The sequence below is a fragment of the Chitinibacter fontanus genome, assembly GCF_013423785.1.
Taxonomy (GTDB): Bacteria; Pseudomonadota; Gammaproteobacteria; order Burkholderiales; family Chitinibacteraceae; genus Chitinibacter; species Chitinibacter fontanus.
The window spans coordinates 859,400-871,346 of the sequence record NZ_CP058952.1; the positions used below are offsets into that span (position 1 = coordinate 859,400).

The following is an 11,947-nucleotide window of genomic DNA, read 5'->3' on the forward strand; positions in this document are numbered from 1 at the left end:
CTTAGTAAAGGCGACGCACACAGCATAAAACAAGCCGCAAAGCATAATCTTGCCCTGCCGCAAGTGCATCGAAACGCATAGAGCCGAATCTTAACACGCTCGCGCGGCAATGCTTAGCCACTAAAGCGGCATTTTTGATTAAAAAATCGACATTTAGGAAAAAAGTCAGTTCAAGTCGCTTGACAGCTCCCATTACCTTAGCCATAATTGCGCTCCTCTGCAAATCACATAGAAATGCAGAAACGTGATGCGGGATTAGCTCAGTTGGTAGAGCGATACCTTGCCAAGGTATAGGTCGAGAGTTCGAGCCTCTTATCCCGCTCCATCACACATTGGCGCAGTACATAGCATCACAGCAATTTGCGATGCGGGATTAGCTCAGTTGGTAGAGCGATACCTTGCCAAGGTATAGGTCGAGAGTTCGAGCCTCTTATCCCGCTCCAAAAATAGCATTGCGATGCGGGATTAGCTCAGTTGGTAGAGCGATACCTTGCCAAGGTATAGGTCGAGAGTTCGAGCCTCTTATCCCGCTCCATTAAAATGCTAGCAATACACTGCGGGATTAGCTCAGTTGGTAGAGCGATACCTTGCCAAGGTATAGGTCGAGAGTTCGAGCCTCTTATCCCGCTCCAAATTTTCAAAGAAAGTAGTTTTAGTACTTTCTTTACCCCTTAAGGCGGGGTAGCAAAATGGTTATGCCGCGGATTGCAAATCCGTTTACGCCGGTTCGATTCCGGCCTCCGCCTCCAGTTGAAAAGCCCAGCAGAGCTGGGCTTTTTTACAGAGCAATACTAGCAAGCGAAGGCAAACGCTGTTAATATTTGCAGCCCGTGCTCGGGTGGTGAAATAGGTAGACACAAGAGACTTAAAATCTCTCGCCGAAAGGTGTACCGGTTCGATTCCGGTCCCGAGCACCATTACTTAGTTTCAAGCTTCACCAAGCAACCCGCATTAAGCCAATGCTTTGCGGGTTTTTTGCTGCCTATCGAATCGCGAAAAGCCAATAAAAAACCCACCAAGGTGGGTTTTTTTACTCCTAATCACATGGATGCTCTGTGCATCACAGGCACTAAGCATTAAAACGGAATATCGTCCTCAAAATCATCAAAGCTCTTCGCTGGGCGCGCAGCAGGCTGTGGTGCTGCTTGTGGCGCTTGGCGTGGGGCTTGTGGCGCGCTGTATTCTTGATTGAAATCATCACCGCCGTAGCCGCCTTGGCCGCCTTGTGAACCGCCGCCCATGCCGCCCCCCATACCACCACGACCGCCGAGCATTTTCATTTCATCGGCGATAATTTCGGTCGTATAGCGATCTGCGCCGGTTTGTTTATCTTGCCATTTGCGCGTTTGCAGACGGCCTTCGATATACACTTGGCTGCCTTTTTTCAGGTATTCACCGGCGATTTCAGCCAAACGGCCGTACATCGTGATGTTGTGCCATTCGGTTTTTTCTTGTTTGGAGCCCGTGTTTTTGTCTTTCCAGCTCTCGGTGGTGGCAATTGAAAAATTGCACACCGCGCCACCGCTCGGTAAGAAACGAGATTCAGGGTCTTTGCCCAAATTGCCGATCAGCAACACTTTGTTTAACGATGCCATTTAGTTGGTCTCCGCAATCAGTTGTTGTGCCGCCGCTTCATCCCAGCCTTCCTGCAGGACTTTGAGCAAAGCGACACGTTCTTCAATCAGTACAACGGCTTCTTTTACGCCGCGAATAGCGCCTAGTTTAGCAGAGAGTTCGCTCGCACTCCCCGTCCAATCTTCACCAATGTGGAACATTTGCGTTTTAACCGGCAACGGTGGCTGCATGCCCCATGACACGATCAACCAAATCGCCATCAAGCTCGCACACAGCGCAAACACCGGCGTGGCGCTGTTGTAATGCTGATATAGCCAGCCCGCCAGCGCCGAGCCTAAAAACATACTGAGCGACTGGCAGGTGTTATACACGCCCATCGCAGTGCCTTTGGCCTCGGTGGGGGCAATTTTGGAAATCAGGCTCGGCTGTGTCGCTTCCAAAATATTGAAGGCAATGAAATAAATCCCCAGCCAGATCACAATGGCGGTCAGGCTAGGCAGCCACAGCGTCATGCCCAATTGCGCCAAAAACATCAGCGCAATCGCAAACACGAATACTTCTTTCAGATGGCGTTTTTTCTCGCCATATATAATCGCCGGCACCATCAGCACAAAGCCGACCAGCACCACCGGCAAATACACATACCAGTGATGCGCCACGTCAATGCCACCAATGGATTTCAGCAAGAGCGGCATCACGGTAAACATCGCCATTTGCGCGGCGTGTAGCGCAAAAACGCCGTAATTGAGGCGCAGCAATTGCGGGTGTTTCAGCACTTGCGGCAGGCGACGGGTATTGGCTTCGGCATCGGAGTGAAAACGACTAATGGTCGGGTTCGGAATCACTTTCCACACACCAATGAGCGCCGACACCGCCAGCACTGCCGTCATCAGAAAGATCCCCGGCAGGCCGATCCACTCGGCTAACTTGGGCGCGGCAACCAGCGAGACGGCAAAGGTCGTTGCGATACTACCGCCGATCATCGCCATCGCCTTGGTGCGATTTTCTTCGCGCGTCAAATCAGCCAGCAAGGCGGTAATCGCCGCCGAAATCGCCCCCGCACCCTGCACGGCACGACCAATAATCAGCCAAACGATATGATCGGCCATCGCGCACATGATCGAGCCCAGCGCAAACAGCGCCAAGCCGATATAGATGACTTTTTTGCGGCCAACATGATCCGACCACATGCCAAAGGGCAATTGCAACAAAGCTTGCGTCAAGCCATACGCCCCAAACGCCAGCCCGACCAAAGCATGGTTTTCACCGCCGGGCATATGGCCCGCGTACACGGCAAACACCGGCAAAATCAAAAACATGCCCAACATACGCAAGGCATACAAACCCGCCAAACCACTGGCGGCGCGTAATTCCAAGCGACTCATCATAATTACGCCTCTATTTCCCTTTATGATGGGCACGAGAACTACCCACACATTTACCTAGCGGCGTGCATTTTACCTGATTGTGTCACTGAATTTTCGATCTATTTAGCAGACTTTAAATGCCCCATCTCAGACCAATCGGTGGATACAATGGCTTCTGTAATCACCACCGTTGATCATCAGGATAACAAACGTGCAATCGGGTACCGAGGCAAGGCCAATCTAGACAAAAAGAACCATACCGAATGCAGCAGTAGGGTATATCTGTGTGGATCAGTTTTTTAATAGGATGTGCGCAGATACCCTGAGCTCGATTGCAATTTATGCAAATCTAGAACCAACAAATTACGTTTTAGTCAGCCATTAAAAAAGCGAAGTTGCTCACAGTTATTATCTATTAAGCATAAACCCTAACTTGTCAGCCATCCGCCTTCTAACGTCTAATTACATAAAATAATCAATAATTTAGCCCAAATAAGTCCGAAAGATTAGGCAAGCTCTTGAAGAGTTTTGGGATTACTTCAGGCCTTCGGACTCAATAACTGAGCTGTTTGCGCTGATTAACCGCAAACTGAAAAAGAGCAATTAAATCAACGAACTTAACCACAAACATCAGAATTCGTTAATATTCTTATAGATTAATATGAAAAACAGATCCTCAGGCTTCACCCTCATTGAAATGATGGTTGTCGTCGCCCTACTCGGCATCATTGCTGGCATTGCGGCCCCTAGCCTCACCATGTTTGCTAAAAACAGCGCACTCAGCGGCTCATCGGAAGAACTCCTGAATGTGTTTAGCTACGCCAAAACCGAGGCGATAAAGCGTGGCAGCAGCATCTCCATCTGTAATTCAGCAGCCCCTACTGCCGCAAGCCCTAGCTGTGTAACCGGCACGCCCAATTGGGCTACCGGCTGGCTGCTATTTTTAGACGCAGATGGCGACGGAGTGTACGACTCTGGTGAAACCCTGCTACAGATTGGTCATGCGGTGAAAAATGTTAGCAGCATCAACGTGACTAATAACGCTAAATTTGTGCGCTTTCGGTCAGTAGTTCTCGCGGGCAGCAGCGACACAACATTCACGCTTTGCAATAGCGGCGCTACCGCACGAATAGTCACCATCGATAAAGTTGGCCGGATCACCCGCGAGCTTGGCACCACTTGTAGTTAGGAGCATGCCATGAAACAAACCGGAATGATTATGATCGAGGTGCTGGTCTCCCTCGTGGTGCTGGCGATTGGTATCTTGGGCCTAGCTTCATTGCAAGCCTACTCATTACGTGCGACGCAAAGTTCATATTTGCGCTCGGTAGCCACGGATCTGGCAAGCAGTTTAAGCGAACAAGTTCAGGCCAATCGCGCCAAAACAATCGCCTCGCAAGATGCGGGCGGCGATGCCAAATACTACGGCACAGGCGCCCCTACCCTACCCAAAGCGCCGGACTACGCACGATTTACTTGTAGCGTAAACGCTTCGACCCATCATTTTGAATGTGAGAACGCCACAGGCTATACGCCCGAAAGCAGCGCCAACAGCACGGCACTCGCACGCACCGAACTTGGCTACTGGCTAGATCTGGTCGCAGCCTCATTACCTCTGGGGACAAGCGGGGGAGCGGTGATTTGCCGTGACACAAGCCCAGACGATGGCTCAGAACCCGTACTCGATAGCACCGCGGCTGATTTTGCAGCTAAAACGGGTTGCCTTGCTAGCAATAATGGCAGTTATGCCAGCGCACCCTATGTAATCAAGATCTGGTGGCAGGACGAAAAACCAACTAAAGCCAATCCAACCCCCGATCTGATGCGTTTTGCGCTGACTATTTCCTAAGAGACACAAAATGGATACTTTTAGCCGCCAAACTGGGTTTACTCTGGTCGAGCTTATGGTTGGCCTGACCTTAGCCCTGCTTCTAACACTAGGGATTGCCAATATCTATGTGCAGACTCGGCAAACCTTCCGCAGCCAAACTGCATTAAGCCGCATGACTGAAGATGGCAAATACGCCATGGCCTCTTTGCAGCGGATGATGTTTCAAGCGGGCTTTCAAAATACGTCCAGTATGAAGTCGAACATGAGCACAGCCTTTCCTGCTGGTTATGGTATGGCAGCCGGCACTGTGATTAAAGGTAATGATACAAGTGTAGATATCCGGTTTTTGGGCGACCCTGATGGCAATATCATTACCTGTGCGCAAGATTCAACCGGCAACTCTGATTACCCACTACTGACCACCAACCAGCAATATGCCTATCGGCTATCGGTGGAAAATAGCCAGCTAAAATGCGGTCGCCTCGACAATACTGGCAGTACAGTCAGCAATCAGCAGGTGCTTGCAGACAATATTGTCGATTTTAATCTCGTGTATGGCGTCGATAGCGACAATGATCGTCTGACAGACACCTATACCGACGCACCCACCAATTGGGCCAATGTCTACTCGGTGCGCGCCTGCATGGTTGTTCGCAGTCGCGATGACAAGATCTCGGTCAGCAGCACCGGAAAAAGCTATCTGAATTGCAGTTTTCCCGATCACGCACAGCAATCGGTAAGCAATAGCGACGGGCATCTCTACCGTACGTTCTCAACAACGCTCTATCTGCGTAACAAGCCCAACTAGGACCGTCATCATGTACACGCCCAAAATTCAGCGCGGCTTCGTTCTGATCACTAGTATTGTGTTTTTGATCGCCATCACGATCGCCGTGGTCTATGCGGTACGCAGCGCAACATTGCGTGAGCATTCCGCAGGTAACAATCGTGCTCGCTCTCAAGCCTTTGAAATGGCTCAACTGGCTATGCGTCGCGCCCAAGCCCAACTTACCGAAGAAGTGATTTTCCCTGCTTCGGGTTGCGCTAATGGCTTATGCAATAAGGAAGACGCTAGCAAAACCTATCTATTGAACAGTACCAACTGGTCGAGCGGCACTGGCACCTGCGCCATCGACAGCACAAGCTGCAACAAAGTCAAAGGTGGCAATACTGCAATTACCCAAACCGTAGCTGGCGTAGCCGCTCAGCCCCGCTGGGCGATTCGCGACCTGGCCAATAACACCGACGGTGACTGCACTTTTTATGAAGTATGGGCGCAAGGCACAGGTGCCGACCCCAGCAGCTCAGTTTTACTCAAATCGATCGTCAAAGCTTGCGAGAGCTAAGGAGCTTGATCATGCAACGTACCACTTTATCTATCATCCTTAGCCTGCTGTTTATGCCTCACCTCGCGCAAGCGGTAGCGCTCAATAATTTAACCCAAGGTGGCCGTGATCCATTCACGCCACTTTATCAATCCTCTAATGAGCCACCACTCAATATGCTGGTGTTGGGCAAAGATCATCGTTTGTATTACGAAGCGTACAACGATGCGTCTGACCTAGACGGTGACGGCAATTATGATATTGGCTACCAAGGCTGGCGGGTTAAAGCTGGCTATAGCGAGGGCAAAGGCAATTTCAAAATTGACTACTATGGCTACTTCGATAGTTATAAATGCTACAGCTACAACAGCAGCAGCACTCGGTTTGAGCCAATCAATACCACGACAAATAAAAAGTGTCGTAGCTATAGTGGTGCCCGCTGGAGCGGTGACTTCCTTAATTACCTGACCACCTCGCGGATCGACGCAATCCGTCGCGTATTGTACGGCGGCAAACGCAGCACCGACACGGCCAGCGAAACAGTGATCGAACGCGCGTTCATTCCGCAGGATGCACACACCTGGGGCAAGGAGTATATGAGCATAGCCAATGATGGCTATGACATTCGAGACTATACCCCAATGGATTTACCAACCACAGGTAATCGACATCTTTTTGGGAACACCACCTTATGTACCCCGAATAACTGCCAAACCAGTTATCTCAATCCACCGATGTTACGCACGATTAAAAACAGCCCACGCCGTATTTGGGAGTGGGTGAGTATTGAGCGCCCGGTTACCGATGCGCAATACGCGGATGGCTCAAACAACCGGGTAAATATCCCGACTGCGGATATGAATAACTACGTCGTGCGCGTACAGGTTTGCAAAACGGGGCTATTGGAAGACGAGTGTAAAAAATATGGTTCCAGCTACAAGCCATTTGGCCTCATCCAACAATATGGCGATGCCGACAGTATGCGCTTTGGTTTATTGACCGGGAGCTACTCGGACAATACGCAAGGCGGTGTTCTACGCAAAAACATTGGCACCATCAGTGACGAAATCAACTCAGCCGATGGCACCTTCACAAACACCGTGGGCATTATTCGCACCATTGATAATCTGCGCATTGAAGGCTTCTCTAATAGCCGGGAATATTACGGCGTCAGCACGAATGACAATGACTGCAGCTACGGCAATGCTTTCTCGAAACAATTGGTCAATGGCCGTTGTAGTAGCTGGGGCAATCCAGTGGCCGAAATGCTATGGGAAACCGTTAAGTATTACGCCGGTGGCAGCGCAGGCAACACCAGCGATGCTAAAGGCAGCGCACTAAATCTACCCGTAGCCAGTTGGCAAGATCCATACGGTTTAAACAACAATGTTCGCCGCAATAGCGTGTGCGCCAAGCCCGTTATTACCTTGATGTCCGACATCAACCCAAACTTTGATGGCAATTTAAGTGATGCCACCATCAACAGCACCAGCTTTAACATTCAAACCATTCTGAACAATATGTGGGCGGCTGAATTTGGCTCGGGCAGTAAAAATGTCATCATCGGCGAAAATGGCACCACGAATGATCAGGCGCCAACCACCAAAACAGCCAGCAGCTTCTTTAACCTGAAAGGGCTGCCAGAAGAACCTGGTAAAGCAGGAACCTTCTTTAGTGCTGCAGTGGCCGAATTTGCCCGTAAAAATGACATCAATGCTGCTCCGTCTAAACAAGTCGTTAGTACATTTTCGATTGCGTTGGCTTCGGCGCTGCCGAAAATTGAGATTCCGGTTGCTGGGCAAAAAGTGACCTTTACCCCGTTCGCCAAATCTCCATCCAACGGCGGTGGCGCGGGCAGCCAAGGCGATTATCGCCCTACTAACCAGATTGTTGATTTCTACATCGACACCATTCGCAATGTACCGGGCTTTACAACCGACACCTCGGTCAACGCTGGGCGGCCCTATTACAAATTCCGCATCAACTTTGAAGACGTGGAATACGGTGGCGACCACGATATGGATGCGATTGCCGAATACGAAATTCGTCTGCTCGCCAATAACACCATCGAGGTGAAAGTAAACTCGACTTATGCTGCCGGCGGGATCGATCAGCACATGGGCTACGTTGTTTCTGGCACCACCAAGGATGGTGTTTATCTGGTGGTAAAAGACATCGGTGGCGGCAACGTCAAATACTGGATGGATGCGCTGCCAGCAGGAACAGGGAATCCATCTGGCACGCCGATGGCACCAAGCAATGCAATGAGCGCATTGACTGATACGCGAACCTTCACACCGAATAGTGCCGCAACCACCATCACCGAATTGAAATCGCCACTTTGGTATGCTGCAAAATACGGTGGGTTTATCGATGATGAATCGGAAGGCTCTGCCAATAAAGATGTGCTGGACAACACCGCCGAATGGGATGGTGACGGTGACGGGATACCTGACAACTATTTCCTTGTGACCAACCCGCTCAAGCTCAAAGAGCAACTGGATCGCGCCTTCTCGCGCATTGACAGTACCAGTCGCTCTAGCGCCCCCGTGGGCAGTACCGCAGGCAGTAACGCGCTATCCACCGAATACCGCATTTACCGCACAGCCTATAAAGCCAATCAATGGAGTGGCAATCTTTCTGCGATTGCCCTTAATACCGATAGCTTGCAACTCGGCACGGTTTACTGGGACGCCAATGACCCAGGCAAACTGATTCCGCCGATCCAGCGGGTTTTAATGTCTTGGAATCCAGACACCCGTACTGGTCGCGCCTTTGATGCCGCCGCCGAAATGGCGCAATTATCGTCGGCGCAAAAAGCCGCCCTAAACTATCCAAATGGCGACCCTGGTGGCTTTGTGGTTACCCCACTAATGGAGGCTCGCGCCAAATATATTCGCGGTGACAATAGCAACGAGGGCACCACAGCGGGTAAATATCGCGTGCGTGAGCAATTTAATGGTGAAACCAATTATCTGGCAGACATACTGGATGCGCAGCCCTACGCCGTAGGCCCTGTGCCACGTGCCGATTACTACGTCGATAACGGCTACGCAGCCTTTGCTAACCAACAATCGGCCCGAACCAATTTTGTTTACGCCGGAGCCAATGGCGGCGTCTTTCATGCCTTTATGGACGACGTGGTAACCAATCAGGTTGACAATGGCAGAGAGCGTTTTGGTTATATTCCTTCATTCATGTTTGATAAGTTACGCAAATTGGAAGAGCTAACTTATAGCCATGAGTACTATCTCAACGGCCAACCTGCCGTGCAGGATGTGAAAACGGATGATGGTAGCTGGCGCACGCTACTGGCTGCTACTGCAGGTTTTGGTGGCAAAGGGATTTTTGCCCTCGACATCAGTAATCCACTGAGCGTGGGTTCTTCCGTTATTTCAGGCGTAACGCGCTGGGAGTTTTTTAACACCAATGACACCAGCAAAGGCAGCCCAGACATGGGCTATCAACCCTACAGCCCATTAATTACCAAAATGAATAATGGCAAATGGTATGCCATTACCGGCAATGGCCTAAATAGCACAACTGGCAGCGCGACTTTATTTTTACTGGATGTTTCTGGCCCGAGCGTCAGTGGCTGGGCTAACAAAGTGGTCAAAATCACCGTTGATGCATCCGTTGCCAGCAATGGTGGCCTATTTAGCGGCGCCAATGGTTTATCGGCCCCCACTGCCGCTGATCTCAATAGCGATGGCACCGCTGATTACGTGTACGCCGGCGATATGTTTGGCAATTTGTGGAAATTTGATGTCAGCAGCAACGATCCAAGCCAGTGGCGAGTTGCGCTGGGTGGCAAACCCATGTTTCGCGCCACCCGCAGCAACAAAGCACAATCGATCGTAAGCCCACCGGCGATTGCTCTGGAAAAGAACGCTGAGTCTGCACTCAATATCACCAATAAGCGACTGATGGTTTACTTTGGTACCGGTAAATTCTATGAAGATTGCGACCGCTACAATGCCAGCTGTACAGGGCAATCGGATACCAATGGCTTCTACGGTATTGTCGACCCAGAGATATCAATGGGCAGTAATGGCAATATCACAAGTACCGCAGTTACGAACTATACCCCGCCAAGTCTCACTGATTTGCTGCAGCAAAAAATGGCGCAATTTAATAGCACCGATTTGGCCAAATTTAATATTTCGGGTCTGACGCTAAGCGATATAGAAAACTATCGCTGCATCTTGCCGAAAAAAGAAGATGGCAGCTTCCAGACTAATTGCTCGGATGACAATAAATACACGCCATCGATTCAATACGGCTGGTATTTAGATTTTCCACGGGGTGAAGAGCGTCACGTCGGCATGCCTAGAATTGCGGGTGGCACGATTCTATTTAACTCAATTATCCCAGCCGAGGATAGCGCCAACAGCTGCGCCTTCACCTCACAATCGGGCTTAATGGCACTCAATCTCGATGACGGTGGACAATCTCGACCACGGTTTACCATGAACAATAGCGGCACCAGCAGCAAAGTGAGCATCCCAAATGTAGGCTTTGTGACCACGACTTCCACCCCAAATGGAACAACTACCATCAAGGGAAGTACACCGTCGGGTTTGAATGATGAACGTGGGTTTGGCCGCAATTACAACGGCAAGAAAAGCAATTCCCCTTGCGAAAAAGCCATCGACGTTGATCCTTTGGGCAAGGCAACGCAAATCAATGTATGCGACTCACGCATAGTCGTACCAGTAAACTGGACCGAGGTAATTAAATAATGACTCACTATCGCCAATCGCCGCTACGTGATAAAGGCTTTACCCTGATTGAGATGATGATTGTGGTTGCGCTAATCGGCATTTTGGCAGCCATTGCAATCCCAAACTATCAAAGCTACATCAAAAAAACCCGTCGAACCGATGCTCAGGGCGTACTGATGCAAAGCGCACAGCTGCTCGAACGACGTTACACCGAAAACAGCCGGTACAGCGACTCCGCAACTTGCCCTGACGCCCCGATCTTGGAGTCCCCAATTGATGGCACAACCAAATACTATGACATCATCATGAGTAATTGCAGCGCCGATGGCTCGACTTACACTCTAACGGCCACTCCCAAAGGCCCACAAAGTGGAGATGGAGCTTTAGAACTGCGACACACTGGCCGCAAGGCGTGGGATAAAAACAATGACGGAGACAACAGCGATGCTGGTGAAGACAACTGGTAATTAATCCCCAGCAGGCGCACTAAAAGCCACATTGTAAATTTTGCTGCTGGCGACACCTCGCCCTTGCCGGATCGCGGGGCGAAATTGCAGCTGAGCAATTTTGGCAAAAATCGGTGGGTATTCTTCGTCACTCAGGTGCCCGGATAGCACATGTATTTGTCGCACCAGCCCCGTTTCGTCAATCTCAATCGCCAGTTGCAAATTCACCGATGCGCGGGAAAAATCACTCGGTACAAAGCTCGGCTCATTCAGTAACTCAGCTTCGGTGTCTGCGACTGCCACGGCCGATGCGGGCAAGTTGAGTTGGCTAGCGGCCAACAGGCTTAAGGCTTGCCCATAATCGGGCGGTAATGCTTCTGGCGCACTAGGCATACTCCAGATAGCGCTCTCTTTCACAAGCAGTGGATTAGCGGCCATCAAGCGTATTTGCAGGCTCGGCACAGCAACATGCGGTGCCGCTTGCCTCTGATTGGAGGGCGCACCAAATGCAATCAGTAATAGTGCAAAATGCAGCAATAGTGATGCCAATAACGACCACAGCAGCACTCTGTGCCGAATCTCTTTGCACAGCAGTTGCACCAGCGAGCCTGCGGTAAGTAATTGACCGAAAATCAACATGTGTAAATCAATCCATATTAGCCATTTATTATAAATGGCT

At 50.3% G+C, this 11,947-nt stretch carries 10 protein-coding genes and 6 tRNA genes; 12 read left to right on the forward strand and 4 right to left on the reverse strand.

Going from position 1 to position 11,947, the window contains the following annotated elements; genetic code table 11:
- Nucleotide 1 precedes the first annotated feature (1 nt).
- A complete protein-coding gene (locus HZU75_RS03980) occupies nucleotides 2–205 on the reverse strand; it encodes a hypothetical protein (RefSeq protein WP_180307892.1) in 204 nt (67 codons plus the stop codon).
- A gap of 44 nt (nucleotides 206–249) precedes the next feature.
- On the opposite strand from HZU75_RS03980, the gene HZU75_RS03985 reads away from it, so the two are divergent.
- The 6 genes from HZU75_RS03985 to HZU75_RS04010 all read left to right on the forward strand — a co-directional run bounded on the left by HZU75_RS03985 (nucleotide 250) and on the right by HZU75_RS04010 (nucleotide 917).
- A tRNA-Gly gene (locus HZU75_RS03985) sits at nucleotides 250–325 on the forward strand.
- A gap of 42 nt (nucleotides 326–367) precedes the next feature.
- A tRNA-Gly gene (locus HZU75_RS03990) sits at nucleotides 368–443 on the forward strand.
- Between the two features lie 16 nt (nucleotides 444–459).
- A tRNA-Gly gene (locus HZU75_RS03995) sits at nucleotides 460–535 on the forward strand.
- A gap of 21 nt (nucleotides 536–556) precedes the next feature.
- Nucleotides 557–632: transfer RNA gene (locus HZU75_RS04000), tRNA-Gly, on the forward strand.
- Nucleotides 633–675: 43 nt separating this feature from the next.
- Nucleotides 676–749, forward strand: a tRNA-Cys gene (locus HZU75_RS04005).
- A gap of 83 nt (nucleotides 750–832) precedes the next feature.
- Nucleotides 833–917 (forward strand) — tRNA-Leu (locus HZU75_RS04010).
- A 159-nt stretch (nucleotides 918–1,076) separates the two neighbouring features.
- Here HZU75_RS04010 and ssb read toward each other — a convergent pair.
- Nucleotides 1,077–1,595, reverse strand: a complete 519-nt coding sequence (gene ssb / locus HZU75_RS04015; RefSeq protein WP_180307893.1) for a single-stranded DNA-binding protein — start codon at nucleotides 1,593–1,595, stop codon at nucleotides 1,077–1,079.
- On the reverse strand, nucleotides 1,596–2,960 hold the full coding sequence (locus HZU75_RS04020) for an MFS transporter (protein ID WP_180308723.1): 1,365 nt from the start codon (nucleotides 2,958–2,960) through the stop codon (nucleotides 1,596–1,598).
- Nucleotides 2,961–3,603: 643 nt separating this feature from the next.
- Between HZU75_RS04020 and HZU75_RS04025 the strand changes: the two genes are divergently transcribed.
- Genes HZU75_RS04025 through HZU75_RS04050 form a run of 6 tightly spaced genes read left to right on the forward strand, consistent with a single transcriptional unit; the run spans nucleotide 3,604 to nucleotide 11,289 of the window.
- Nucleotides 3,604–4,131, forward strand: a complete 528-nt coding sequence (locus tag HZU75_RS04025; protein WP_180307894.1) for a GspH/FimT family pseudopilin — start codon at nucleotides 3,604–3,606, stop codon at nucleotides 4,129–4,131.
- A gap of 9 nt (nucleotides 4,132–4,140) precedes the next feature.
- Nucleotides 4,141–4,791, forward strand: coding sequence for a type IV pilus modification protein PilV (pilV, locus tag HZU75_RS04030; RefSeq protein ID WP_180307895.1), 651 nt, complete (start codon nucleotides 4,141–4,143; stop codon nucleotides 4,789–4,791).
- A 10-nt stretch (nucleotides 4,792–4,801) separates the two neighbouring features.
- Nucleotides 4,802–5,581 (forward strand): PilW family protein, encoded by a 780-nt coding sequence (locus tag HZU75_RS04035; protein ID WP_180307896.1) that lies wholly within the window; start codon nucleotides 4,802–4,804, stop codon nucleotides 5,579–5,581.
- A 10-nt stretch (nucleotides 5,582–5,591) separates the two neighbouring features.
- Nucleotides 5,592–6,119: a pilus assembly PilX family protein gene (locus tag HZU75_RS04040; protein ID WP_180307897.1), complete on the forward strand. Its 528-nt coding sequence runs from the start codon at nucleotides 5,592–5,594 to the stop codon at nucleotides 6,117–6,119.
- Nucleotides 6,120–6,130: 11 nt separating this feature from the next.
- Nucleotides 6,131–10,840, forward strand: coding sequence for a pilus assembly protein (locus HZU75_RS04045; protein ID WP_180307898.1), 4,710 nt, complete (start codon nucleotides 6,131–6,133; stop codon nucleotides 10,838–10,840).
- On the forward strand, nucleotides 10,840–11,289 hold the full coding sequence (locus tag HZU75_RS04050; protein ID WP_180307899.1) for a type IV pilin protein: 450 nt from the start codon (nucleotides 10,840–10,842) through the stop codon (nucleotides 11,287–11,289). The genes HZU75_RS04045 and HZU75_RS04050 overlap by 1 nt, the downstream gene beginning before the upstream one ends.
- Here the strand turns inward: HZU75_RS04050 and HZU75_RS04055 are convergent, their stop codons facing one another.
- On the reverse strand, nucleotides 11,290–11,907 hold the full coding sequence (locus tag HZU75_RS04055; protein WP_180307900.1) for a hypothetical protein: 618 nt from the start codon (nucleotides 11,905–11,907) through the stop codon (nucleotides 11,290–11,292).
- Nucleotides 11,908–11,947 lie beyond the last annotated feature (40 nt).